General features: G+C 61.6%; 22 protein-coding genes and 3 pseudogenes. 6 read left to right on the top strand and 19 right to left on the bottom strand.

Features of this window, described 5'->3' with window-relative positions; genetic code table 11:
- Positions 1-953: 953 nt before the first annotated feature.
- The 12 genes and pseudogenes from HDG39_RS30285 to HDG39_RS30235 form a co-directional block, all read right to left on the bottom strand.
- A complete protein-coding gene (locus HDG39_RS30285; RefSeq protein WP_184011323.1) occupies positions 954-1,481 on the bottom strand; it encodes a hypothetical protein in 528 nt (175 codons plus the stop codon).
- 541 nt (positions 1,482-2,022) lie between these two features.
- Entirely contained in the window at positions 2,023-3,039 is a 1,017-nt protein-coding gene (locus HDG39_RS30280; protein ID WP_503125007.1) for an HlyD family secretion protein, read from the bottom strand.
- A gap of 188 nt (positions 3,040-3,227) precedes the next feature.
- Positions 3,228-4,793 carry an efflux transporter outer membrane subunit gene (locus tag HDG39_RS30275; RefSeq protein ID WP_184011319.1) on the bottom strand — a complete coding sequence of 522 codons (1,566 nt, stop codon included), beginning with the start codon at positions 4,791-4,793 and terminating at the stop codon, positions 3,228-3,230.
- A gap of 60 nt (positions 4,794-4,853) precedes the next feature.
- Positions 4,854-5,834 (bottom strand): glycosyltransferase family 2 protein, encoded by a 981-nt coding sequence (locus HDG39_RS30270; RefSeq protein ID WP_184011317.1) that lies wholly within the window; start codon positions 5,832-5,834, stop codon positions 4,854-4,856.
- Between the two features lie 22 nt (positions 5,835-5,856).
- Positions 5,857-7,425 carry a DHA2 family efflux MFS transporter permease subunit gene (locus HDG39_RS30265; RefSeq protein WP_260328365.1) on the bottom strand — a complete coding sequence of 523 codons (1,569 nt, stop codon included), beginning with the start codon at positions 7,423-7,425 and terminating at the stop codon, positions 5,857-5,859.
- Between the two features lie 24 nt (positions 7,426-7,449).
- Entirely contained in the window at positions 7,450-8,724 is a 1,275-nt protein-coding gene (locus tag HDG39_RS30260) for a glycosyltransferase (protein ID WP_184011315.1), read from the bottom strand.
- Between the two features lie 17 nt (positions 8,725-8,741).
- Positions 8,742-9,308 (bottom strand): methyltransferase family protein, encoded by a 567-nt coding sequence (locus HDG39_RS30255; RefSeq protein WP_184011313.1) that lies wholly within the window; start codon positions 9,306-9,308, stop codon positions 8,742-8,744.
- Complete coding sequence (locus tag HDG39_RS30250; protein WP_184011311.1) at positions 9,305-10,231, bottom strand: alpha/beta fold hydrolase; 927 nt, start codon at positions 10,229-10,231, stop codon at positions 9,305-9,307. Before HDG39_RS30250 ends, HDG39_RS30255 begins: the two co-directional genes overlap by 4 nt.
- A 485-nt stretch (positions 10,232-10,716) precedes the next feature.
- A complete protein-coding gene (locus HDG39_RS35350; protein WP_260328364.1) occupies positions 10,717-10,836 on the bottom strand; it encodes an SDR family oxidoreductase in 120 nt (39 codons plus the stop codon).
- 17 nt (positions 10,837-10,853) lie between these two features.
- Positions 10,854-11,519 (bottom strand): SDR family NAD(P)-dependent oxidoreductase, encoded by a 666-nt coding sequence (locus tag HDG39_RS30245; RefSeq protein WP_260328363.1) that lies wholly within the window; start codon positions 11,517-11,519, stop codon positions 10,854-10,856.
- Between the two features lie 129 nt (positions 11,520-11,648).
- A complete protein-coding gene (locus HDG39_RS30240; RefSeq protein WP_260328371.1) occupies positions 11,649-11,819 on the bottom strand; it encodes an SDR family oxidoreductase in 171 nt (56 codons plus the stop codon).
- Between the two features lie 8 nt (positions 11,820-11,827).
- Positions 11,828-11,968: pseudogene (locus tag HDG39_RS30235) on the bottom strand (nitronate monooxygenase); the annotation flags it as partial.
- A gap of 409 nt (positions 11,969-12,377) precedes the next feature.
- Here HDG39_RS30235 and HDG39_RS30230 point away from each other — a divergent pair.
- Complete coding sequence (locus HDG39_RS30230) at positions 12,378-13,172, top strand: IclR family transcriptional regulator (protein ID WP_184011309.1); 795 nt, start codon at positions 12,378-12,380, stop codon at positions 13,170-13,172.
- Positions 13,173-13,281: 109 nt separating this feature from the next.
- Here the strand turns inward: HDG39_RS30230 and HDG39_RS30225 are convergent, their stop codons facing one another.
- Positions 13,282-13,839 carry an MFS transporter gene (locus HDG39_RS30225; RefSeq protein WP_260328362.1) on the bottom strand — a complete coding sequence of 186 codons (558 nt, stop codon included), beginning with the start codon at positions 13,837-13,839 and terminating at the stop codon, positions 13,282-13,284.
- A 17-nt stretch (positions 13,840-13,856) separates the two neighbouring features.
- On the opposite strand from HDG39_RS30225, the pseudogene cysC reads away from it, so the two are divergent.
- Together cysC and HDG39_RS30215 are read left to right on the top strand one after the other, a co-directional pair.
- Positions 13,857-14,321 (top strand): annotated as a pseudogene (gene cysC, locus HDG39_RS30220) (adenylyl-sulfate kinase); the annotation flags it as partial.
- A 208-nt stretch (positions 14,322-14,529) separates the two neighbouring features.
- Positions 14,530-15,312 (top strand): 4-phosphopantoate--beta-alanine ligase, encoded by a 783-nt coding sequence (locus HDG39_RS30215; RefSeq protein WP_184011307.1) that lies wholly within the window; start codon positions 14,530-14,532, stop codon positions 15,310-15,312.
- Positions 15,313-15,427: 115 nt separating this feature from the next.
- Here HDG39_RS30215 and HDG39_RS30210 read toward each other — a convergent pair whose 3' ends face one another.
- From HDG39_RS30210 to HDG39_RS30195, 4 genes and pseudogenes are all read right to left on the bottom strand, one after another.
- Positions 15,428-16,216 (bottom strand): CDP-diacylglycerol diphosphatase, encoded by a 789-nt coding sequence (locus tag HDG39_RS30210; RefSeq protein ID WP_184011305.1) that lies wholly within the window; start codon positions 16,214-16,216, stop codon positions 15,428-15,430.
- Positions 16,217-16,319: 103 nt separating this feature from the next.
- Complete coding sequence (iaaH, locus tag HDG39_RS30205; RefSeq protein ID WP_184011303.1) at positions 16,320-17,774, bottom strand: indoleacetamide hydrolase; 1,455 nt, start codon at positions 17,772-17,774, stop codon at positions 16,320-16,322.
- Positions 17,775-17,974: 200 nt separating this feature from the next.
- Positions 17,975-18,190 carry a DUF6566 family protein gene (locus HDG39_RS30200; protein ID WP_184011301.1) on the bottom strand — a complete coding sequence of 72 codons (216 nt, stop codon included), beginning with the start codon at positions 18,188-18,190 and terminating at the stop codon, positions 17,975-17,977.
- Positions 18,191-18,511: 321 nt separating this feature from the next.
- Positions 18,512-19,255, bottom strand: a pseudogene (locus HDG39_RS30195) (NADPH-dependent FMN reductase).
- 455 nt (positions 19,256-19,710) lie between these two features.
- Here HDG39_RS30195 and HDG39_RS30190 point away from each other — a divergent pair.
- Together HDG39_RS30190 and HDG39_RS30185 are read left to right on the top strand one after the other, a co-directional pair.
- Complete coding sequence (locus HDG39_RS30190; protein WP_184011299.1) at positions 19,711-20,424, top strand: J domain-containing protein; 714 nt, start codon at positions 19,711-19,713, stop codon at positions 20,422-20,424.
- A gap of 280 nt (positions 20,425-20,704) precedes the next feature.
- On the top strand, positions 20,705-21,334 hold the full coding sequence (locus tag HDG39_RS30185) for an arsenate reductase/protein-tyrosine-phosphatase family protein (protein ID WP_184011297.1): 630 nt from the start codon (positions 20,705-20,707) through the stop codon (positions 21,332-21,334).
- On the opposite strand, the gene HDG39_RS30180 is transcribed toward HDG39_RS30185, so the two are convergent.
- Complete coding sequence (locus tag HDG39_RS30180) at positions 21,331-21,657, bottom strand: H-NS histone family protein (RefSeq protein WP_184011295.1); 327 nt, start codon at positions 21,655-21,657, stop codon at positions 21,331-21,333. The two genes, HDG39_RS30185 and HDG39_RS30180, sit on opposite strands and share 4 nt — an antisense overlap.
- A gap of 787 nt (positions 21,658-22,444) precedes the next feature.
- Between HDG39_RS30180 and HDG39_RS30175 the strand changes: the two genes are divergently transcribed.
- The gene (locus HDG39_RS30175; RefSeq protein ID WP_184011293.1) at positions 22,445-22,753 is read left to right on the top strand and encodes a hypothetical protein; all 309 of its coding nucleotides are present in this window, start codon (positions 22,445-22,447) and stop codon (positions 22,751-22,753) included.
- A 115-nt stretch (positions 22,754-22,868) separates the two neighbouring features.
- Here the strand turns inward: HDG39_RS30175 and HDG39_RS30170 are convergent, their stop codons facing one another.
- Positions 22,869-23,144 (bottom strand): hypothetical protein, encoded by a 276-nt coding sequence (locus HDG39_RS30170; RefSeq protein WP_184011291.1) that lies wholly within the window; start codon positions 23,142-23,144, stop codon positions 22,869-22,871.
- Between the last annotated feature and the right edge of the window lie 847 nt (positions 23,145-23,991).

Genomic DNA, 23,991 nt, shown 5'->3' with positions numbered 1-23,991 from the left:
GACCCCCTCCGGTTAAAGCAGTTTTGGCAAACTCACTTTAACCCCGTCGCCCGTCAGGGCGGCGGCAGGAGGTCCGCTAGATGATTTTCAATCTATGCCGGAAAGCCAAGTCCGAGGGACTAAAGGCCGGTTCGGCTATCGCCCGTGGCTACAGCTATTGGTAGCAAGACTCCACCAACCATAAGCTCGATTAGACCCAGAGCTGGCGCAATCGCTCCGCCGCCAACTTCGAACAACCAGCAATCGATGGCAACGAAGAATGCTAGAACACTAAAGCACACCCATGTCGTTCGCTTTCCGGCAATTTTCACGCAAACGTACAGAAGAATGCCGGGTACGAATACCGCGAATAGAAACATCGGTAGCGCATGTGGATCGACAAGAGTTGCGTGACGTTTTCGCGGGAAGAATTGGAGAACTAACGCGTAGAGCAGAGGCAAGCATATTAATGCTCCCGCCAATCGGGTGATAGACGACCGATCATTGGTCGGGTAAATCGCTCCCTTTCGCCTACGGTCCGAACTCATGAAACGCCCCCGAGGAATTAAGTTTGGCTTATAAATTATCGGTTCATGCACATCGCTTCCCATGCGCAGTCCGGTAGATTGTATCCCTACTGCAGAGGTCTAGCCGTAACGTTGGCGCTCAACAAAGCTCGTTATAGAAACCGCTGTTTCTTGCGTCCTTGCACGGTCAGGCATGCGCAGTCAACGGCCGTTTTCGGAAAAGCTGAAGGTCTCTGCAGGGTCGGGCTGCGTCAGTCCGCGCTTCAAATTCATTGCCGGAAAGCGGCCAGTGGAATCTCGCGGTCTGGAAGCGGCCAGTCGGCAGTGCGTACTCCCGACCCACAAGCGACAGTCAACATTCCCGACAGCGGTCATTGGCGACACCAAGTCAGCGGCAGTTCGCCCTACGGAAACAGGGGCTGGCTTACCGGCATCCCATTGATCGAGTCAACCAGCTAGGTGCTTAGCAATTCTCTGAACCGATGGGACATTCGGAGCACTTTTCGCTGGCAAATCATGCGGACACCACGGATAGGGCAACATCCGGACCCATTCGAGAATCACTTGGCTCGATTCGCCGGGCAGGTTTTTCATTTCTTCGATGGTTATTTTCAGCTTCGCAACCCTTCCCGACCCATCCTGACCAAGCCAATCGTAGTTACCAAAACCGACGCGTGCAGCACCTGATACCTTCTCGGTCATGCATACGAGCCAATTGCAGCGGAATGTCGTTTGGTCGTCTGGCGGTGTGCCCATGCACAGCGTGTAGATGTTTTCGTAGCGCTGCGCGAACTGGCTCACCAAAATAGCCGAAATGTTGTCCACGCCTTTAACCAAGGTTGGAAACGATATTTCTTCGGTTTTGACTTCCGTCACAAGCTCGGCGTCAACCATGAATGCGCTGTGCATCAAATGCGGCCGGTTTCCGTCTTTCGCATGAATATAAGTTTCAATCGACTGTCGTAGCAACGTCATTTCGGCATCCAGAAGCGAAGGGGTCTTCTGTCGCGCAGTCTACCGTGATCGGCTCACACCGCTAGTGATGCCCCTACAGCGTCACGGAAATGCCGGATTTGGCAGATCGTTAGCTGGTTAGAGAGCACAAATTGGTGACGAAAATGAATGTCTCTTTCTGGGCCGGGATGAGGCAGTACCACCGGCAATTCGCTCGCCGGAGACCGGCCATTGAGCGAGGGCGTACGAGATCTTCGCTGTCCAAGTTGGATGGCGACCTCGACCGGCGGCTCGTGGCCGGCTGTACTCATTGACAGAAGACGCCCGGAAGCGCTCCAAAGCGGCCCGCTATGCTTGAACGTCAAGAATGATCGACAATATTTGCTTTCATATCAGCTTGACCGGCCAGTCGACCGACGCTCGTCATGCCGCACCAGCTTACTGATCTCGGGATCGGGTGACCATTTCGTTGATCCGGGTGAAGACAATGGCCAAGGTGAATGCCGCAGCAGCCAGTGCAGCCGGGCATTGAACAATTGGCCGCGCCTCTGCGCTGTCGAACTCAATCCTCACCGGCGTCATGAGAGCCCAAGCTATCGCTCTTCCCGATCAATTTTCTCGCGATGGCCTCCGCGCGCGTCATGTCATCGTCAGGCGCTGGTGCCGCGTTCGCACCTGCCTGCGCGGTGGCGCTGGTGCTTAGCGCTCCGTCGCGTTGATGCGTATCGACCGACACTGTCATCGAGAGGCCGACTCGCAACGGATGCGCGGCGAGCTCCTCGGGGTTCAGCGAAATGATGACGGGCACGCGCTGAACGACCTTGATCCAGTTGCCGGCCGCGTTCTGCGGCGGCAACATGGAAAAGGCGCTGCCCGTTCCCGGTGACAGTCCGCCAACCCGGCCGTGAAATACCACGTTCGATCCGTAGAGGTCGGCGACCGCGGAAACCGGCTGGCCGATACGCAGGTTGCGGACTTGTCCTTCCTTGAAGTTGGCCTCGATCCACAACTGCTTGACGGGCACGACCGTCATCAGCTGTGTGCCGGCCGCAACCGGCTGACCGATCTGCACCGAACGCAGGGCAACGGCGCCTTCGACCGGCGCAACGACTGTCGTTCGCGCGTTTCGGACATACGCAAGCTCCACTTGCTGTACAGCTTGCATCACGGCCGGATCGTCATCGATTCGGCCCGAGCCGCTCGCGGCGAGTCCGCTGGCAAGCTGACTGCGGGCCGATGCAAGATTGGCCCGCGCAACTTTCACCGCTTCCTCGGCCCGCGCATACTCTTCCCCGGAGACCACTTCCACCGTTGCGCCCGAGCGCGCTTTCAGGCTCTGTTCGGCCAGCGCGAGCTCGGCGGCGCGCGAGTCGACGGCAGCCCGGTACATGGCGTTGGAGAATCTGGCGCTGCGCGCCTGCCTCACCGCGCGGATCAACTGTGCCTCGGCCTCTTGCAGCGCAATACGCGCCTCGGTGTCGTCGAGCCGGACAAGTGGTTGACCGGCCTTGACGTACTGCGTATTGCCGACCAGCACTTCGCGCGCCGTGCCTGCAATCCGCGCGGCGATCGGCACCACGTTGCCGCTGACATACGCATTGTCCGTTTCCTCGACGTAACGCCCAGAGACGAACCAGTGCACGCCCGCCGCAACCGCCGCCATCGACACGACGCCGAACAGCAGCGCGAGCCGCCGGTTCCGGCGGCTGACCTTCGTTGTGTCGCGCTCCGTCATCGGCACGCGTTCGCCAAGCAGATTTTCTGTACTCATGAGGCCTGGCTGGAGGAGGGAAGGGAAGAAAAGCGGCTATCGCGGCGGATGTCGCTGATGCTGTCGCGCGACTCCTGATTCGCGTGGCTGGCCGGCGAAACGGCCGAGGGGACGCTTGCAGTCGCATCGAACCCACCGCCGAGCGCCCGGATCAACGCGATATGAGCGTCGCGTCGTTGCCCGTTGAGTTCGAGAAGACGCAACTGATCATCGAGCCGCATGTCATGCAGCGCCAGCACGTCCGCCTGCTGGACGAGGCCACGGCGTTGCCGTTCGGTGGCGACGGTGAGAATCCTGTCGCGCGCCGCGACTATCTGTGTCTGTGCGTCGATGAGTGCGGTGAGGTTGCGCATTGTCGTGATGGAACGGGCGACCTCGGCCAGCGCGCCGTCAAGCGTCTTGTTGTACAGCGCGATCATTTCGTCGGCTTGCGCGTAGTCGCCATGCAGTTGTGAGCGCAGACGCGCGCGGTCGAAGACCGGCAACGAAACGGCAGGGCCCAATGCGAAGAAGAGCGACGCGCTCGAAAACAGCGAGCCAAGGCTGAGCGACGCCAGGCCGCCCGCCGCGGACAGATTGATGTTCGGATAGAACGCCGCGCGCGTTGCCGCGATTTTTGCGGTCGCGGCCTGCACGCGCAACTTTGCGGCGACGACGTCCGGGCGCCGGCCGAGCAGGTCGAATGGCAGATTCGCGGGCACGGACATAGCAGCGGCGTCGGCGTTGGCAAGCGTCGGGCGCCGCAATGCGAGGCCGCGTTCCGGTCCCTCGCCAGTCAGGACGCCGATCTGCAATTGCGTTTGCGTGATCGCGTCGTCGGTCGTCTGCAATTGCATGCGCAGCGTGGCCTGCTCGATACGTGCCTGCTGTGCGGCGTAGGTGCTCTCGATTCCCCTTGCCTCGCGCGTGCGCCGGATCTCGTCGAGTTGGTCCGCTTGTTGCCGCTTCGCCGCAATCAGATCCCGCTTGGCGTATTCGTCGGCAAGGCGGCCGTATAGCGTGACCAGCGATGTGGTGATGATCAGGCGGGCCTGCTGTTCTTCGACATGCGCAGCGTCGCGTGCGGACACGAGCTCCTGGGTCACGGCGCGGTTCCTGCCCCACAGGTCCAGGTCGTAGTTCGCACCGGCGATAACGCTCGCGGGCGAGACCCACGGATCGCTGAAGAGATTGATGGGAACCGTGGTGCCCGCCACGTTCACGTCCGCCGCGCCGTTGATGGCTGGCATGCGCGCTTTGTAGGCCGCAGCCGCGACGCCGCCCGTGAGTCCCGTGCCCGAAGCGAACTGGTCGAGTTGCGATTGCGCCTCGGCCAGACGCGCGCCGACGGCCTGGATGTCCGGATTGCCGGCGCACGCCTCGGCGATCAATGCATCGAGCTGCTTGTCGTGAAATGACTCGAACCATTGCGCTTGCGGCCATGCGCCGTTTGCCGTCTGCGCATCCTGCGCGGTCCGCGCGAGCGCCTCGGGGCCCGGCGAATGCATCGCAAGCGGATGGTAAGAGCTGGTGTCCGCGCAACCCGCGACCGCGCACAGCGCGCATAGCGAAGCGGTGGACACGAACGCCGTCCATAGGCGCTTTCGTGCGAAGCCGATGGGGCAAGAATCGGTCGTCATCGGTCAGCCGTGTCCGAGGCGCGCCGCAAGCCGCGGGCGCGCCGTTTCGAGCGGACCGAGCCGGCCGAGAAGGCCGTCGACGATGCCGCAACCGATACTGGATAGTTTCGCCCGCTTGCCGGACTCGAAGAGCAGCACCTGGAAGACTTGCAGCAGTGTGATGAAATTGGGCACGAGCGCGACCGGCAGGGAGGGGACATATTGAACGCACAGGTGCATGCCGTTACGCGCCATGTAATAGCGTCGAAAAGCCGGGTGATTCATCGACGTGATGCGCACCGGGCCGAGACGATGTTGCCGTTTGTGGCCGATGCGATGTAACAGCGTGAGCCGCGGCTCGACATAGAACTGGACGCCGTGCAGCAGTGCGCGCAACGAATATTCGGTGTCGACGTGATCGATGAACAGCGCTTCCGCGAACGCACCGAGGCGCTCGTACGCGAGGCGCGAGACCACGCAACCGGAGGACAGCAGAAAGGAGCACGGCTGCAAGGATGCGTCCGCTTCGAACACCAGCGTGCGGATCGAAAAGCCGTTGCTAACCATCTGCGGCAGGAAGTGCCTGACGTTCTCGTCGTAGATACGCGGTCCGATCGCGAAAGCTCGTGGGCCGAGCGCCTTGCATGACTCGAGCATCAACCGGAAGTAATCGGTGCTCACCTGCGAATCCTGATCCAATAGCGCGACGGCGCCGAGGCCGCGTTCGAACATCCGCGCAAGGCCCCGGTTATAAGCACCGGCAATGCCGCCACGATTCGCGTTGCAGAGATACTCCGCGCCGTGCGCGTTCAGCGCATCGGCCAACGCGCTGGAGGCCGCCGGCGAATTGTCGACGACCAGCAACGGCGTGCCGTGCGCGCAGAGTTCCAGCAGGTGAGTCAGGTGCTCGGAAGTTGGGCGGTACAACACCACCAGCGCACCGAGCAGCGGCACTGCATAACCGGCGCTGGCCGCAGCGCCGGGAGAGGAGATCGTCTGGCTCATGATCGTCACCCTGTCAGGAGTATTAATGTCCGGCGCGCTGGGCCGATACGCCGCGCCAGGGTTTGGTGGCCCACATCAGCGCCGCGAGCGCGAGGCACACGAGGCTCGCCGCGTAAAACAGGTCGTTGGTCGCCATCATGTACGCCTGTTGCTGAACGACATCGCGGATGGCCGCCAATGGGTTGGCGCCGAATCCGAGCGTTTGCAGCGACCGCGTGAAAAGGCCGGTGCCCTCGGATGCCTGCGTGACAGATTGCGCAAGTGTGCCGTAGTGCTGCGCGGCGCGGTTGTCCCACCAGGTCACGCTGAGGGCGGTGCCGAGCGCGGCGGACAACGTGCGCAGGAAGTTCGACAGGCCCGATGCGGCAGCGAGCTTCTCGTTGGGAATGCGCGACAGAATCGCTGCGCTCAGCGGAATGAAAAAGCAAGGCAGGCCGATACCTTGAATAAACGTTGGCGTGACGATTTGCCAGAAAGACATCGTCAGCGTGAAGTGCGCGTCCCATGCCAGCACCGCGAAAAACACGAGAAAGCCGAACGATGTCACGACGCGGGCATCGAACCGGTCCAGAAAAATCCCTATCAGCATGGAAAAGACGAGGGCAAGGATGCCGAGCGGCGCAACGGTCAGTCCGGCCTGAAACGCGGAGTAGCCCATCACGGTTTGCAGCCACAGCGGGAAGATGACGCCGATTACCGAGAAGCTGACCATCCCAAGACAAATGATCGCGACGCCGAAGGAGAAAGTGCGGTCGCGAAACAGGTCGAGGTCGATGACGGGAAAAGGTTCAGCCGACTCCCAGATCAACAGGCAAACCAGCGCGAGCGCGGCAATCAACGACAGCGCAACGATCAGCGGCGAGTCGAACCAGCCGTGGTCGCGCCCGAGGTCGAGCACCGCCTGTAGTGCGCCCACGCCGACGACGAGCAGCACGATACCCATCATGTCGATCGGCGGCTGCCGGGCATCCGGACGCTCGCGCGGCAACAGCGCGGCGCAGGCCGCGAAGGCGAACAGGCCGATCGGCAGATTGATGAAGAAGATCCACGGCCAGGAGAATTGATCGATGATCCAGCCACCGAGCACCGGACCGAAGATCGGCGCGAGCAGCACCGTCATTGCCCAGAGTGCAAGCGCGAGCACCCGCTTTTGCGGCGGAAACGAGCGCAACAAGATGGCCTGCGACAGCGGCACCATCGGACCTGAAAAGAGTCCCTGCATGGCGCGGCATAGAACGAGCAGTTCCAGGTTGCCGGCGATGCCGCATAGCAGCGACGTCAGCGTGAACAGCAGCACGGACCAGACGAAAAGACGCGCTTCGCCGATCCTCTGCGACAGCCATCCCGTCAGCGGAATCGCGATAGCCGCCGCGACCGAATAGGAGCTGATGACCCACGTCGCCTGGGAATTCGACACGGCGAGGCTGCCGGCGATGGACGGCACGGCGACGTTCGTGACCGTCGAGTCGAGCACCTCGATGAAGGTGGCGAGCGAGAGCGCGAAGGTCAGCAACGCGAGCCACGCGCCGCGCAGTGGCGACGCGTCGCGGCCGCCGACGTCCTGTATGACCATGCCTCTTGAAGTACTCATGTGGACGGTATTTCCCGAAGCCGTTCAGGCGACCGAACGGATGCCGATGTCGCCGCGCTGATCTGCGCAGCGTTCGATATATCGCGCGGCCGCCTCGCAGGCGTCGGGCGCTGCGTCGATGAGCCGTTTGGCGATCGTGCAACGGGCCGTCACGAGCTTGTCCGTGGTGACGCGCACGAGTGCCGAGGCCTGCGCCTTGCCGCTTGCAGGACTGTCGATGCGAAGGCCGCAGCCGCTTTTCGCCACGCGCTGCGCATTGTCGAACTGGTCGTGCGCGAACGGGGTGACGACCTGTGGAATGCCAGCCGCGAATGCGAGCGCCGCCGTGCCGATGCCGCCGTGATGGACCATGGCTGCGCAGTGCGGCAAGAGCATTCGCAAGGGTACGAAGTCGCGCACCAGCACGTCGCGGCGCGCGAGCGCCCGCGCTGCGGCGGTGCCGGCGAGCACGATCGCGCGGGCACCCGTGCGGCGCACGGCTTCGTCGACGGCGCCCAGATAGGTCCGCTCGTCGATCCGCGAGGAGCCTGGCGTGAACACGACCGGAGGTTCGCCCGAGGCGACGAAGGCGCGCAGTTCGTCGTCGAAGGCATTGGGCGCTACATCGTTGAAGAGGGGAAAGCCCGCCATGAAATGATTGCGCGGCCAGTCGGGTTGAGCAGGGGCAAACCAGTCCGGGAACAGGCACAGCACGCCGTCGGGCGAGTGCAGCCACTCACCGAGTATGCGGCTCGCGGGCGCAAGCCCAAGCTTTTCCCGGACGTCGTTCAGAGCAGGTCCGCACGCCTTGTCGAGCACGCCTTTTTCGATCATTTCCATGCACTTTGCCCTGACGGGTAGCGGTAGCCACATCGGCACGATCAGACGCTTGTGCGTGGGAGGAGCGCTCGCGGAAAGCAGCGTCGAAGGCGACACCTGGACCGATACGTAGGGCGTGCCATGAACCTCTTGCATCAGCCGCGCGGCGAACGCCCACAACGAGCCGACCAGTATGGTGTCGGGGGTCGCGATCGCGGCGAGCGCATCGAAGTGAGGGCGGATAGTCGGTGCGATGACGGTCCATAGCGTGCGAAACGAGGTCCGCGGATTCCACAGCGCCGGGCTTGCAATCGCCCGCGCATACTCGTCCCACGTTCCAATCGGCACGAACGTGAAGCCGTGTTGTGCCGAGAGCGCGGCGAATTGCGGATGCGTGCAGAACACGATCCGATGTCCGCGTTCTGCCAGGGTTCGCGCAATGCCGATGAACGGATGAACGTCGCCTGCCGAGCCGATTGCAGTAATGACGATTTGTGCCATGGTTTGCTTGCGGCTCCTCAATAGAGCCACGGCACGAGGGCCCGTACCTCCTCGCGATAGGTACGGTACGGCGCACCGAAATACTCGGAGAGCCACTGTTCCTCGACGCGCACCTTATACGCGAGCGAAGCGAAGATCAGTACGAAGCCGATCACGCCGCGCCATTGTTCGTTGACGAGCGCGGCGCCCGCAATCGCCAGCAGGCAACCTGAGTAGATTGGATGACGCACGAGCGCGTAAGGACCGCTGCGGACGAGTTCGTGGTCGGCTTTCAGCGTGACCGACACGCTCCAGTTGGGCCCGAGATGGCGACGGCCCCACACCGAGAAAGCGAGGCCGGCGACAACGATCGCGAGGCCGATCCATTGCTGCAAATCGAAATGAGCGGCCGCCGGACTCGAGATGGCGACGCCGTCCGGCAACACAATCAGCGCACAGCCGATGATCAGCGGGATCGACTGAAGCGTGCGTGAAAGTCGATCCTCGCGTTTTAGGGTTTTCTTCACACCGGACGATGCTTTCATCCAGTAGGCGACCCAGACGGCCCATGGGCCGAGAACGGCAAGCGTGTGATAGATCGTCATTTTCCGCTCCCGAATTCGACGTTCAGTCCCGAGTGAGCAAACGTTTGCGCTTCTGCCGCGGGCGAGAGCGCGTCGAGCCGGGAACGATCGACCTCCTGGTTGACGCCGAAGAAGCCGAGAATTTCGTCGCGCATCGTGGCGGCCTGTGCCCGCCCTTCGAGTTCAAGGAAATGCCCGGTGTTCGGTGCGGTCGCGAACTGCGCGTGACGGACATAGCGCGCCATGGTGCGAATGTCGTGCGCAGTGGTGTATTCGTCGAGATCGCCATTGATGAACTTCACCCTGCAGCGGATGTTCGCCAATTGATCCAGATACGTTTCGGCCCTTAACGCCAGTATCTGCTCGACGTGAAAGGCGACCTGACTTTGCTCTTCCTTCGGCAGGCTCGTCAGATAGCGGTAATTCAGGAGTTTCAGTATGCGCGGCAGATGTTTGCCCACGGTGTCGTTCAGCAGTTGCGCGGCTTGCAGATTCTCGCCCGCATTGAGCAGATGCCTCGCTTGCGTCACATAGGCGACCATCGCATCGTTGAGAAACGGTGAGAAGGAGCCGATTACCGCCCGCTCGATGGAAGCAGGCTGCCGCGCCAGCGCGAGCAATGACGCGAGTCCTCCCCATGACACGGAATACAGGAAGCGGGGCTCGAAGTGTTGAATCAGGCGCAGCAGGATTTCGACTTCGTCCTCTTTCGTCAGGAGGGAACCGGCCCGATTGTGCTGCTTTGATTGCCCCGCATAAGGCAGGTCGAAGCAAATGACGTTATATCGCTCGCCGAGATACTTGATTGTCTGTCCGAACGACGCAGTTGTCGCTAAAGCGCCATTCACCAGTATTACGGTTTTACGACCAACTTCAAAAATATGCGATTCGACTTGTACCTTAAGCGAGTTAGGTAAATGAAAGATACGCTTTTCGATGGACATAGAACCTCCTGCATTTGGAAATGCATGACGAATTGACGTTTAAATGTCGGCGACAATGCGACATACACGACAGGACGCAGTCAGCTAAGCTGCTGAAATCAATCGCATTTAATGGTGGTTCGGCGCAATGTCCGGCGAATTGATGTTGTCTGAACAAATGTGAAAAATCAAGCGCGTTTTATAATTTTTTATTTAAGAAAATTGTGTAAAAAATACTGCTTCATGCTTAATGAATTACTATTTCGTGGAGTGCCGATAAGCACCATTGGCATGGAAATTCACGGCGTCAGAAAAAGCAAAGCCGGCCGCAGCGCACGCATCGACGCCATTCACGACGCGAGAATGTCTGGAAACCAACCCCCCGGCTTCTCATCAGCGCAAATGCCGGGATGACGGAAAACGCCGAAGATCACCTGCCGCCCGGTCCGATTCAACGAATAACGGTTGCAGTCAGATTTGCGAAACGGGTAACCGGACGACTAGTCCTAGCCGACCGTGAAGCCGCCGTCCGCGGCGATGATCTGCCCGGTGACATAGCTTGCGGCAGGGCTTGCGAGAAAGAGTACGCTCTGTGCAACCTCGATCGGGGCGGCCATTCGTCCCATCGGAATCCGTCCTGCGCCTACGATCGGCCCTCGAATCTTGAACGTCGCGCTGATGTTCTTGCCCCCTCGCTGGCCATGCCGCCCGGAAGGATTGAATTGACGCGGATTCCGTCGGCCGCGAACTCGCTGGCCAGTGATCGCGTGATGCTGTCCACGCCGGCCTTCGCGGCGTCGTAATGGGCGTTGACGCCCCACAGCGTGGGTCGCAGTGCGCCAACGGAGGAGACGTTGACGATCGAGCCGCCGCCGTTCGCCTTCATGCGCGTGATAGCCTCGCGGCAACACAGGAACGTGCCCCGCAGCGTGACGTCTTGCATCTGGTCCCATTGTTCGACGGACATTTCAAAGAATTCGGCCTTCGAACGGTGCGCCGCGTTGTTGATCAGAATGTCGACACCGCCAAACTTCGCATCGACGGCTGCGAATAGTGCCTTGACGGATGCTTCGTCGGCCACGTCGACTTTGCATGGCATCGCAATGCCGCCGTCCGCATCGATATCCGACGCTGTTGCGGACGCGGCATCGGGGTTCAAGTCGGCAATCACGACCTTGGCGCCGGCCTCGGCGAGCAGTCGCGCAATCTCGCGACCGAGACCTTGCGCAGAGCCGGTAACAACGGCGGTCTTGCCCGTCAGATTGAACCTCTGCGCGAGGTGCGCGCCGATCTGTGTTTCACTAAACATGGAATGCTCCGTTTTGAGTGTCGATGAAGGTCGCGCTGTTCGGTTCGCTTCAGTCTTGCCGCTGTGGCCCAATCGTTGGTAGTTCATCGGAATTCACCAGACAGTGAAGATGATTGGGTGCGGACGTCTTCAGCTAATCAGAAATCCGCCGTCGAGCGTAATCGATTGGCCCGTCATGTAGCGGCCTGACGGCCCTGCGAGGTACAGCACCGCGGCGGCAATATCGGCGGGATCGCCCCATCCAAGCGGCAGACGTCGCTCCGCATCCGTACCGGGTCCCGTGAGCTTTCCTGTTTTCAGGCGAGCCTGTGGGCGGAGATGAAGCCGAGACCGCCGGAATTGCCCACGGCCGCCGCCAGTTCGGCTCGCGCCACCCAGCGCATGCCGCCTTGAATGATGGGGTATTGAATGCCGAGTAATTCAGTAATGCGATTGACATACGGTTTCATCGCGCGCCTGTAGCCTGGATAGGAGGTATGGGTGCCAGAGAATGCGCGTGACGCGCGTAATCTGGCGGGCTCTGTTCGCCACGACAGCGTGGCGCGAGTCCAACGCCTTGGCCGCCTCCGGTCACGATGGCGACCTTTTCTGCCAGTTTTTTCGTGTACATGAGTGAATCCAGAAGTGAAGGTTGATGTTGCTGTTCGACGCGCGAGCGTATTGCGTAATTGGTCTGGAAGATGATGCTTCCGCATTTCAGTTTTGCGAACGACGTTCAAATACATCTCAAGCGGTGTGAGGGAGCGCCCTGGCGTATTCCCGAATTCGGGTGGTGTTAAAGTGTGCCAGATTGTGATCGATGTAAAACTATGTGAATAGTTCCCGTATATTCTATACAGTCAATTCATGGGGAAAATCATGTTGAAAGAGACCTCAGCGCCGGCGGACCGGGACGTCAGCGGGCCGCGCTCGCTGACCCGACTCCTCGGAATTTTCGATGTGCTGGCGAAGTCTCCGGACGGGATGTCGCTAGCAGAACTGAGTGTCGCTCTCGAGTCACCTAAGAGCAGCCTGCTCAATCTGCTGCGACCTCTGGTGGCGGAAGGGTACTTGATGCACGACGTAGGCCGCTATCGCCTGGGACCGTCGATCTTCCGGTTGTCGGCAGGCGTGATGGCCGCGTGGAATTTTTCGAAGATACTGCGCCCGTTCCTGGTGGATCTCTCGAAGAGCACCAATGAAACCGTGTATGTCGGTGTCCTTGACGTCGAACACAAAGAGATCACCTATGTCGACGTGATCGAGAGCGAGCAATCGGTGCGCTATTCAATGCACATCGGTTTGCGTCGCCCGCTCTATTGCACGGCTGCGGGCCGCGTGCTGCTCGCCCATGCACCGGACGCTTTCGTTAACGACTACATGAAGACGGTCAAGTTCGAGCGCCGCACCCCGCAAACGATCGCAACGAAGAAGGCGTTGCGTGACGAACTCGACCACATCCTCGAAAGCGGCCTGTCGGTGAGTCGCGGTGAACTACTGCCGGATTCGGCCGGCGTGTCGTCGCCGATCTTCGGACCAAATGGCAATGTCATCGCGGCGATGGCAATTGGTGCGCCGCTCGAACGCTTCGACCGCGAACGTCACCGGCTCGAAGAGAACATGATCAGAGTCGCACAGCGGGCGTCTGCGTTGGGTCAGGCAGAAGAGGAGTGACTCGCCAGTCGGTCGGCGGCGCAGTGAAGCGGGTGCTTCAATGCGCCGCGGTCGCGGTGCGGTCGAAGAAGCGTCGTACCCACGCGCAACGGATCGGTCGCAACGACCGTCAGTGTGTACGACGCTTCGGCAGCATGAAGGCGACCAGCAGTCCGGCGATCGAACTACAGGCGATGTAGACGAATACCGAAACATAGCCAGTATCGGCCGGGAACGATGCACCGTCGTGTCCCGCCGTCGCGCTGCGCAGCAGCGCAAATACCGCCTGGGCGCCTACCGCGAAGAAACACGAGAAGAAAACGTAGAGCATGCCCGTTGCCTCGCCCGTCTGATGTGCAGGCTTCGCTTCCACGATCTGGTTGTACAGCGCCGTGCTTGCGAAGGCGAGGCCGAACGAGCACAGCACCGCACCCGGAACGAAGAGCAGCAGGCTGCGATGAAGCACGATCAGCGAGGCCCAGCCCAAGGCCAGTATGAGCATGCCAACCAAGGCAGCGGGCCGGGCCTTGTAGCGGGCCGCAACCCGGCCGCTCCATGGGCTCGCGACCAGCGCGACGATGTTGATGCTGAACATCAGTAATCCGGCTGTCGTCGCGCTCAACCCGAATCCGGCGTGCGTGCCGGCAGGTTGCTGGGCGAGCAGCGAGAAGACCTGTCCTAGTTGCATGGCGCCTGCCGCGAGGAATGGGCAAGCGAACCTATCTGCTCGACGGAGACAATGTTCGTCACGGGTTGAACAAGGATCTCGGGTTCACGGCCGAGGACCGGGTGGAAAATATCCGACGCATTGCCGAGGTGGCGAAATTGATGGCAGATGCGGGCGTGATCGTCATTACCGCATTCATTTCGCCGTTTCGCGCGGAGCGCGCCCTGGCACGCGAGCTGATGGAGGAGGGTGAATTTATCGAGGTCTTCATCGACACGCCACTCGAAGTGGCCGAGGAGCGCGATCCGAAAGGACTTTACAAGAAAGCGCGTAGCGGCGAGTTGAAGAACTTCACAGGCATCGATTCGCCCTACGAGATGCCGCAGAATCCTGAGATCCACATCAACACTCTGACCGTTTCTCCCGAAATGGCCGTAGAGGTGATTTTCGAGGAACTCCAGACCGCGGGATTTCTTGACGTGTCGAGGGGAGCGCCGCTCTGAGACGGGGCGGGGCGGGCGCTTCGCCCGTAGGCGCCGTGCCATTGTTGGTCCCTGCGCGTTCATATTGGTATACGCCATTCATTTATGTATACTCTTTGCTGTCGGCTACGGGAGACGCTGAACGCAATTCTCGTGTCGACGGCGCCCTCGACGGGCGACAGTCCAACGAGTGTGTCGACGTTTCGAGGCGTCAGGGAGGCTGTGGGGGATGGCGGAAAACAATCAGCAAGGTTATGGACCGCGCGAGTCGATGGAATACGACGTGGTGATCGTCGGCGGCGGTCCCGCAGGCCTCTCCGCGGCGATCCGCCTGAAGCAGCTGGCAGCCGAAAAAAGCGTCGGGATTGGCGTCTGCGTGCTGGAAAAAGGCTCGGAGATCGGGGCGCATATCGTCTCCCACGTCTATGTCGTCTTTGCCCCTACGGAACATGATTTATACCCACAGCCGCAAGAGTACCGAGTGCAGCCGCCGGGAGGCATGGGCGACATGCTGGAGGGTGAATTCCGGCCCGGTTTTTTCCAGGGCGTGTGCACGGTGGTAATGAAGCTGATGCTGTGCGCGCAACCGCGTGTGGCCGTCTTTGGAAAGAAGGACTACCAGCAATTGATGATTGTTCGGGAGATGTGCAAGCAGTTCGCGATGCCAACGGACGTTGTCGCGGACGAAACCATCCGCGACTGCGACGGTCTTGCCTTGTCCTCTCGCAATCGTTTCCTGACGCCCGCAGAGCGGGTCGAGGCGCCGATGTTGCATCGGCTTCTGAATCAGATTCGCGACAGGATCTTGAGCGGAGACAAAGATATCCAGGGCATCGAACGACGCGCATTCTCCACGTTGGTCGACCGAGGTTGGCAGCCGGATTACGTTTCGGTGCGCAAGCAGGTCAATTTGCGGTCTCCAGCCGCACAGGAGGTGGATGCGGGCAAGCTCGTTGTCGTCGCGGCTGCGCGCCTCGGAAACACGCGACTGATCGATAACCTGGAAGTTTGAGCTTTCCAGGCATGGCTTTGCCGCCGCACTTTGGAACGCCCGAACCATTTTATTGAGCAATGCATCTGCGCAATCGTGGAAAAGCGGGCGCGAATTCTGCGTGTTCGGCAAACGCTCAATGATCGTCCGCGACGCGGCACGCGTGATCGAGCAGCCCTTCGGCCGTGCCGCTGCCGCCTTCGATGTCGATACCGCTGTTGACGATCAGCCAGCCATCCCGAGCCGCGGACGGTCCCGCGCCGGTAACCAGGATGGTTTGCGTGGCCATCGTCGCCGGATCAGGATTGTCGCGGGCGACGATCCGGAACGGGTTGTCGGCGCCGCTCAGCGAGTTCACCCGCATGATCCTGTAGCGCTCGCCATCGAGCGTCTCCCAACGCCACTCGCCGGGCGTGTCGTGAGCGTGATTGGCGAGCGCGGCGCTGACTTCACGCCGCATGCAGTCGATGTGGATATGCAGCTGGTTTTGCGAGCGACGAGATTCGGAGTTGATTTCGAGGCCGAGCTGATCGTCGGGCAACTCGTGTTTGACCGCTTGCTGCACGTAATGACGCGAATCCCACGCGTCACGCCAGTAGTCCTTCGCATCGGGCGCGAGGATCAGCGGACTTTCGATGCCGGTGATGCGATCGGTCGGCATCAGCAGAAACTGCGAGCGGCCGCGAATGTCCTTCAGGACGACGTAGCGTTTGTCGAGATCGACGACCGTGCATTGATCCGGTGTGCCCGTGGCCTGCTGCGACGGCACGCAGCGGATGTCGACGATCTTCCACAGCACGTTGGAATCGACCGTCGCGAGGCGCGCGCAGGCGCTGGCGGCGAAAGCGACCGCGAGCACGGCGCTCAAGTGAACGACGCGGCGTACGAGGCCGTGAGATGAGAGGGCGGTGGCGGGGTTCGTCATCGTCGCTTAAGGGGAGGTTCGGACGGGCAAGGCGTCGGAATGCGGGCTGCAACGCGCAGGCATTAAAGCACAAACCTGATGGCGCGCACGTGAAACGCGGGCTTCAAAGCACCGGCGCGGGCAACGTTCCCAGTACCTGTTCGAACGCGACACCGATGGCCAGCAGGCGCCTGTCCGAGCCGAGCGGTCCATCGAGTTCGAGGCCGACCGGCAGCCCGCTCGCGCTGATACCCGCCGGCAGCGACAGCCCCGGAATGCCGGATGTGCTGGCCGGGTCGGTATTGCGCAGGAACGCTTCCATCGTATCGACCGGTGGACCGCCGTCGATCGTGACCGTCGACGAGCCGTTCAGATCGTCGATCGGTACCGCGACGAGCCGCGTCGTCGGAAACAGCAACGCGTCGAGACCGGCATTCGCGAACGTCGCGGCGACGTAGTTCTGCAGCCGCGGTCGCCAGTAGTTGAGCGCCGCCGAGTAGTGCGAGCCGAGCACGTCGGCGAGCACGTCGTCGTAGATCGCGCGCACATCCGGGCTCGCGATGCGCACGGCCAGTGCCGCGACGGTTTGCACCGGCGCCCGATTCGCGACCAACCACGCGAGCACGTCGTCGCGCGCTTCGTGAATGGCGAGCGGACCGCCGACCATCCCGTTCAGATACTCCAACTCATTCATCGCGACCGGCACGAACGTGACCCCCGCCGCTTCGAGCTGTTGCAGTGCGGCGCGCGCGACGGCCTCGACCTGTCGCTCGAGAGCATCCCACAGCGGCGCGGGCAAGCCGATGCGCAAGCCATCGAGCGCAATCGCAGGCAACGCGCCGTCGCCGGTGATCACGCCGTCGAGCAGCGCCAGGTCGGCGACGCTGCGTGCCATCGGCCCGACGGTATCGCGCGTATGGCTGATCGGCACCACCGCGTTGGGGTCGTGATAGCGCCGCTCGGCACCGCCATTGCCGACCGATGGACGCAAGCCCGCGGTGCCGGTCAGCGCGGCCGGGATGCGGGTCGAGCCGCCGGTGTCGGTGCCGAGTCCGGCGGGCGCGATGCGCGCGGCGATCGCCACCGCGGTGCCGCCCGACGAGCCGCCCGGTATCAGCGACGGATCGTACGGATTGCGCACCGGCCCCGCGTGCGCGGACAGGTTGGTACTCGTGATGCCGAACGCGAGTTCGTGCATGTTGGCCTTGCCAAGCACGATCGCGCCCGCGTCGACGAGGCGTTGCACCGATGGGGCGTTGGTGTTCGGCACGAAGCCCGCGAGCGCGGGGGTGCCGGCCGTCGTCGGTAGACCTGCGGTGTTGATGTTGTCCTTGACGACGATCGGCAAACCGGCGAGCGGCAGACGTGCTCGCTCAGCCGGCGGCAATGCGTCGATGCGCTGCGCCGCGGCGAGCGCGCCGTGGAAGTCGAGCGTGGTGAGCGCGTTCAGGTGCGTGAGCGCGGCGGCGCGCGCGAGCAGGGTGGCGACGTAGTCGGCGGCTTTGAGGCGGCCCGATTGCAGCGCCTCGACCGCTTGTGTCGCGCTGAGCGCGAGTTGTGCGTCGACGGTCCATGTCATGACCGGCGTCTCCGTATCGATGGGTGCGTCGCGGGTGGCGCGAGTTTCGACTGCATCCGTCGAAGTAGCGGACAGGTCACGCAGGCAGACAGCGAACGCAAGGGTTCGCCTATTCTGGCACATCCGCCTGAAACCCGATGCCGGGCGATGCGCAACGCGTGTCGCGCTCGCTGTCATCGATATCGATGCGCTCCGGGAGCTTACTGGTGATTATCGATCCACATACGCCCCCAGTCCGACGCGTAGGCGAGCGCATGCTCTTCGTCGAAGAAGTAGTCGAGCGCGTCGAACGAATAAGCCTTGCGCGTATTCTCGTTGCGCTGCTCGATCGTCAGGTTGGCGGCGAATAATCCGTTGGGGAGCAGTTGCGTTGCCGCTTCGACCTCGTAGCCCTTGTAGCGGATATGTGAGTTCATGATCTTGACTTGTCTGTGTGTCCGCGAGTGTCGTGCGGGATACCAATGCTTGCGGCGCGGCCCTGTCGTTGCCGTAGGTGAGTGAAGCGGCGGGCAGGTCGAGCGTAGGGCGCGCTGCGCAACGGGTGAACCAATCTTTCGTCGAAAGCAAATCAGCGCGGGGCGGGAGTGGTAATCAAAAGCCCGGATTGGATCGAAGTCGCTGTGTCCGGTGACTCTATTCGCGTGGGGGCGCGGTGTCTGTTATGTGGCGCACGGTCACTCGGCGCAAAGCGTGGCGTCGCGCGCGATTGTGGCGGCGTCACGTGCCGAGGGAGTATTTCAGACCGCGTGCAGGATGCGCGCGGGACGACCGTCAGCGGCGAGGGAGGTGGCGGGACTTGGTGCGGAGGCCAGACTCGCAGTCGCATGGCTCGACGCGGCGGGGGTGCCGTGCGCACGCTGTGCATTGAACGCGAGCGCGAATTGCGCGGCCTGCTGGCCGACGCTCGCGAGTTGCTTGATCACCTTCGGATCGGAGCAGCTGTCCGCGCTATCGAAGCGTGTCTCCAGCGTGTTGATGCCGGCACCGAACGGCGTCGGCCAGCCACGCAGTGCATGCACGATCGAGCGAAGCGACGTCAGCACGGAGCCCGCCGCCTGCCAGCCGTAGGCGGTGACGATGCAGCCCACCGCGCGGCCATCCAGATACGGGCGCTCGTCGGCGCGCAATTCCTCGAGCGTGTCGAGTGCGTTTTTCACGAGCCCGGACACGCCGCCGTGATAGCCGGGTGTCGCGACGATCACCGCGTCCGCGCGGCGCACCGCCTCGATCAGCTCGAGTTATTCGTCGGTGCGGGCCGGCTGTTCCGGCGCGTAGTGTGGCAGGCTATGCAGAAAGGTGCCGCCGAACAGGCAGGTATGGGCGCCCGCGGCTTCGGCGCCGCGCAACGCGAAGGCGACCTCGCGCTCGGTCGACGAGGCCGCGCGCGTCGTACCGCCAATACCGACGACGAGCGGCGGGCGGAAAAGATCGGATCTGCTCAACGAAATGCTCCTTCGATTGCGGTTCACGGTGCGGTTCATGCGGAACTCATGCAGCGCTAGCAACGCACCTGCATGGCCGCGAACGGACCGGCCGGAGCGAACCGGACTTTGAAGCGTGATCTTAATGAGCGGCCGCCGCGCGGCTAAGCGACTTTTTGTTCTAACGATATAACCCTGCATGAGCAGGTCGCCGAGCCGCTTTGCAATGCGCGTGAGCGCGCGGCCGATAAGCATATGGCGAACCGTTGGTTGGGCGCATGCGGGTCTGACGGTAAGATGGGCTCGTCTCCTCCATGACATCTCCTTAGACATGGGATTCGGCCTCGCTACGCAAGTGGTGGGGCCTTTTTTCGTGGGCAGTTGGCGGACGATGCGCCGCCGTGCCATCGCGGCAATGCCGGCATGCGCGTGCTTGCGTGGCGGCCGGTTCACGATGACGCCGCTTTTAGCATGCTACGATGCCCGCAGTGATTTTCCGCGAGATCGAGTCCAGCATGGCAACCCTGTATGAGACGCTCGGCGTGCCCGCGCACGCCACCGACGACGAAATCAAGCGGGCCTACCGGAAAGCCGCGATGAAGTGGCATCCGGACCGCAACCACGGTGCTGAGGACGTGGCGCGCGCGGCGTTCCAGGAAATCAAGGACGCTTACGCGATCCTGTCCGACGTCGAGCAGCGCAACGTCTACGACGCGGTCTACGCCGAGCAGATGCGCGAGTGGGAGGCGCAGCACACGCGTCGGCAACGCGCGCAGGCGAAGCGCGAGACAGCGGCGCGCGCGGCCGACGAAGCCGCGTATGCCGAGATGGTGTCGATCGCGATCCGCTTCGCCGACCAGGGTCACAATCGCGACGTGCTGTTCGGCGTACTGCTCGGGCGGCAATGCGAACCACGGCGCGCCGCGCAGATCGCCGACAGCGTCGCGGCGTTGCAGGCCGCGCGCCGCGACGAGGCGGACGCCGCGCAAAACGCCCAGCGCGCGGGAAAGACCGAGAAGAGCGCGCAAGCGGCGCAAGCCGAGGCGTCCGAGCCCGAACTGGCGGACACCGCGCAACACTCCGGCACGGCCTCGCAAACCGCCTCTCACGACACGCAGCCTTCCAGACGCGAAAGCCACGCGAAGCGCGACGAAACCGTCAGCGACATGCATCCGGCCGGCGCGCTCGGCAACCTGTGGTTCCAGTTCCTCAACAGCCTGAAGTTCTGACCCGCCGCCGACGGCGACCGGGCCAAAACCAACGTGCCGGACCGGCGGGCCGGCGGCAGCGTCGGTTGATCTGGCAAATATTGACAGGTGCTGAAACAGCGGGCCGGACACTGGTACACTGCCCATCGTTCGCAAAGTTGTGCTCTGTGCCCGTGAGTCGAGATATCTGGTGCGAATCCCGAGGCGCAAATAATAAAGACGCCGTAGTGTCACGGGGGCGCAAGACTGGAGCGGCACAATTCCGCCCAGAGGCCAATAAAAATATCGGTACGGGGTAAGCGTGTCCAGAAAATATAAGGTGCTGTTTCTCTGCCGCGATAATTCGATCCGCAGCATCATTGCAGAAGCTTTACTGCGCGAACTGGCGGGGCACCGGTTCGACGCGTTCAGCGCGGGCCCTGAACCGGCCGCGCGCCTTCATCCCCTCGCGGTCGCGCAATTGCGGCCCGGCATTTCCGGGCGCGCGGTGCTGAGCCCTAAAAGCTGGCTCGAATTCACCGGCGAATGGGCGCCGCGCATGGATATCGTGATCGCGCTCGACGAATTCGTCGGCGGACTGCACGTGCCGGTATTTCCCGGCGCACCGGCGTTCGTCTATTGGACCATTACCGATCCGCTCGCGGGCGGCCACGGGTCCGCTGACGAGCAGGCCCGTCTTTTCGACAAGACCTTCTGGCAGATCGTCCGGCAGGTCAGCGCGCTTATCGAGCTGCCGCAATATGCGCAGCCTGCCTCGAATCATGCGAATCGCGCCGATGCGGCGAATGCCGTCAATGCGGGGAATACGGTGAATGCCGCGAATGCCGTAAATGTGGCAAGCGGTGGCGCAAAACTGGTGCGTGGCACGGCGGTTCGTTTCGAAGCCGCAGCCATTGTGCCCGCGCCTTCGAGCGCGGCGGCCTGCACCTAGCGGTTATTCGGACGCCCGAGCCGCGTGCCGGCGAACGGGTCATTCGACCAGTCCACCTGTTTTTTCGGTTGGGGCGCGGGCGCCGGTTTTGCGGCCAATTCGAAATGCTCAATGCTCTGGCCGGCACTAATGGCCTGCTTCAACCATTGCGGCATTTCGCCATTGCCGTCCCAGCTGTCTCCGGTCGCATTGCGATAGCGCTCAGCCTTTTTGGCCAATGACTCGGTCGCCAGCGCTGCGGCAAGGTCTTCTGGTCTGATACCAAACTCTTCCATACGATGGCGGAGATACGCAATCATGCTATCTCGCTTCCTTTCGTCCATAGGATATTCGTCCTTCTAAAACGTGCAGCGTGCTGTCGAAGACAGATTGCGGGGAAAAAGCGGCGAAGCGTCGAGCCCGACTGAATGGGGCCGCCCCACGGTGGGGTTGTCGATTGACGGAAATGTCATGTGCCGGGTTAAAAAACGTTGCTCCCTGAACTGCAATACGGCCTTGGACAAAGACGGCCGCTGGAACAACCGACCCTCGAACCGAGAGTCTCGATCAGCAAATATTTCAGCATGTCGCAACGCGACGAACGAGGCCGGTAAGCCTGACGTTCGCTATGAAAAACTCTGTGTCTCGATGCAATGATTGCGAATGGATGGAGTCGTTCCACGCTGTCCGTCTTTCACCGGACTTTCGCCGACGTGCGGGTTCGCTTTTTTGTGCGTTGTAGCAACATGATAACGCAATGCGCGAGCAAAGCACGCTTAGTTCACGTTGAATTTGTCGGTGAATGCGGTTTGTCGAACGGTGTGGACGATTGGCGACACTGCTGGAAGCTCCTGGATTGAATTCCGGGGTGCGCGAACTATAAAAGAAGGACGACAAGCTGCGCAATGCAGACTTACAGCCGCCTTGCGCGCCGATTCCGCCGACGCTCGGGAACGCGTCGAGTATCGGTTGCAAGCGCGGTAATTCTTCATCTGTTTAGTTCGGTGACCCGTCGCAGCAGTAGCGCATTGGCATCGACCCGTTCCTCGGCCCGATTGGGCAGGTTGGCTGTTCGCGGATCAATTCTTATGGAGGACGAACACTGCTGCGCCGGATTCGAGGAGTCCGGAAATGAGAGTACGTATATTGATGATTGCCGCGACCGCCGTTCTGTTTCTCGCGCCGAGAACGGCCATCGCGGATGAGTTGAGCGGCCAGGCGGGCCCCGCCGTGTCGGGTCGCGCGATGATGGAGCACGATGCGAACGAATCGGCGCAGGCGACGACCGACATGTCGTTCGGTCAGAACTGGGACTCGCGTGAGCAGGGCATACGCAACGCGTCGTATGGTGGGGTTCCGGCGGGCGAGTCGCAAGCGGGAGGCCGGCGCGGCCGGTCATGCTCGTTCAGCACGGAGTGCAAGACTTATTTCGGTCAATGACCAGTGTTCGCGAGCGGCAGCGGGGCGCCAGGAACGACCCCGGATCGCGAGGCAACGAACGGGTGCCGAGCGCTGCCGCCGCCTCTCACGCGCTTGATCGCAAGCGCATGCCATTTCACGCGAATGCCAATTCCCGCTGGGCATCAGCGCTGCGCTCGACGAGGCGGGCGACGATATCGTCGAAGCCGCGCGCCGCGTCGTTTTCCGCCGTTTGGTAGTAACCGCGGAACTCCTCGAGCAGAGCGCGCCATGACCCATGCCAGCGCGTTTCTCTTAGACAGGCGCCGGACGAATCGGCAATACGCAGCACGCCGTTGTCCGGATAGAACGTCAGCGTGACGAGGCGGCCGTCGATGACGCAGGCGGCGGTGCAGGGGCGAGTCGTGACCATGTGTGGTGTCCTTTCGATAAATCAATGTATGTGCGTCAGACGCTGACGCTAGTTTTAGCAAACCCTGTGCCCGTGATGCCCACATGGGGGTGGCCATCGGCTCAGGCGTCCTTCGACGGCAAAATTCGCTCGATCAATACAGCCGTGTTCGCAGTATTCCAATGATTGACGACAATTTTTTGTATTCGTCGCGCAGCGATGCGTAATCGCTTCAGTATCATCCATTAAGGGTTTGTGCGGAGTCGTTCGGCGATTGGCAATCTGCCGCTCGCCTACCGCTTTTCAATGCATCTCGAATGCGCCGATTCGACTGTTGTCAGGCAACCGGACAGAGCCAGAGCGAGGACGGCGTCGCCGGGCATTTGAGCTCAACGAATTGCAGCCGTCATATTTTTATGGCAAATGAATCGCCCACCGTCATAAAGGATTTGACGCTGCAAACCCGATTAATCGGGAATGGCGATGCGCCGCCACTTGTCTTGCCATTCCTTTGCGCGTTTGCTAGCATCTCCGAAACCGTTTTAAATAGTCATAACGTTCGGCAATTTCCGGACCCGCTCACGTTGGGTCGCCCGGTAGTCCATCTCGTTGCGAGGAATATGTTATGGCTAGCTCTCTACCCCTCCGCTGACGCTTGCGGGAACGCATGCGCAAAGCTGCTCGGCTCCTTGCGCAAGCTCATCCGCCACGACTCCGCATACCGATTGCATCGCATGGAGAAGCGCGCGCTTTTCACGACCAGTTCTCCGGGACGAATCGACGCATTAGACAGGAACCGCCATTGGTTTCAAAAACCATAACCCCGTCCGATAAAAGCGATTAATAGTCGGTTTTTATTTTTATTCGA

The organism is Paraburkholderia lebeckiae (assembly GCF_014201005.1).
Lineage (GTDB): Bacteria > Pseudomonadota > Gammaproteobacteria > Burkholderiales > Burkholderiaceae > Paraburkholderia > Paraburkholderia tuberum.
Note: the sequence above shows the minus strand (reverse complement) of the source record. Positions and strands in the feature narration are given on the sequence as shown.

Excerpts from the sequence above, each read along its gene's own strand:
- HDG39_RS30285 (WP_184011323.1), bottom strand. The coding sequence starts at position 1,481 with ATGACGTTGCTACGACAGTCGATTGAAACTTATATTCATGCGAAAGAC.
- HDG39_RS30270 (WP_184011317.1), bottom strand. The coding sequence starts at position 5,834 with ATGAGCCAGACGATCTCCTCTCCCGGCGCTGCGGCCAGCGCCGGTTAT.
- HDG39_RS30265 (WP_260328365.1), bottom strand. The coding sequence starts at position 7,425 with ATGAGTACTTCAAGAGGCATGGTCATACAGGACGTCGGCGGCCGCGAC.
- HDG39_RS30260 (WP_184011315.1), bottom strand. The coding sequence starts at position 8,724 with ATGGCACAAATCGTCATTACTGCAATCGGCTCGGCAGGCGACGTTCAT.
- HDG39_RS30255 (WP_184011313.1), bottom strand. The coding sequence starts at position 9,308 with ATGACGATCTATCACACGCTTGCCGTTCTCGGCCCATGGGCCGTCTGG.
- HDG39_RS30250 (WP_184011311.1), bottom strand. The coding sequence starts at position 10,231 with ATGTCCATCGAAAAGCGTATCTTTCATTTACCTAACTCGCTTAAGGTA.
- HDG39_RS35350 (WP_260328364.1), bottom strand. The coding sequence starts at position 10,836 with ATGGGACGAATGGCCGCCCCGATCGAGGTTGCACAGAGCGTACTCTTT.
- HDG39_RS30245 (WP_260328363.1), bottom strand. The coding sequence starts at position 11,519 with ATGTTTAGTGAAACACAGATCGGCGCGCACCTCGCGCAGAGGTTCAAT.
- HDG39_RS30230 (WP_184011309.1), top strand. The coding sequence starts at position 12,378 with ATGTTGAAAGAGACCTCAGCGCCGGCGGACCGGGACGTCAGCGGGCCG.
- HDG39_RS30225 (WP_260328362.1), bottom strand. The coding sequence starts at position 13,839 with ATGCAACTAGGACAGGTCTTCTCGCTGCTCGCCCAGCAACCTGCCGGC.
- HDG39_RS30215 (WP_184011307.1), top strand. The coding sequence starts at position 14,530 with ATGGCGGAAAACAATCAGCAAGGTTATGGACCGCGCGAGTCGATGGAA.
- HDG39_RS30210 (WP_184011305.1), bottom strand. The coding sequence starts at position 16,216 with ATGACGAACCCCGCCACCGCCCTCTCATCTCACGGCCTCGTACGCCGC.
- iaaH (WP_184011303.1), bottom strand. The coding sequence starts at position 17,774 with ATGACATGGACCGTCGACGCACAACTCGCGCTCAGCGCGACACAAGCG.
- HDG39_RS30200 (WP_184011301.1), bottom strand. The coding sequence starts at position 18,190 with ATGAACTCACATATCCGCTACAAGGGCTACGAGGTCGAAGCGGCAACG.
- HDG39_RS30190 (WP_184011299.1), top strand. The coding sequence starts at position 19,711 with ATGGCAACCCTGTATGAGACGCTCGGCGTGCCCGCGCACGCCACCGAC.
- HDG39_RS30180 (WP_184011295.1), bottom strand. The coding sequence starts at position 21,657 with ATGGACGAAAGGAAGCGAGATAGCATGATTGCGTATCTCCGCCATCGT.
- HDG39_RS30175 (WP_184011293.1), top strand. The coding sequence starts at position 22,445 with ATGAGAGTACGTATATTGATGATTGCCGCGACCGCCGTTCTGTTTCTC.
- HDG39_RS30170 (WP_184011291.1), bottom strand. The coding sequence starts at position 23,144 with ATGGTCACGACTCGCCCCTGCACCGCCGCCTGCGTCATCGACGGCCGC.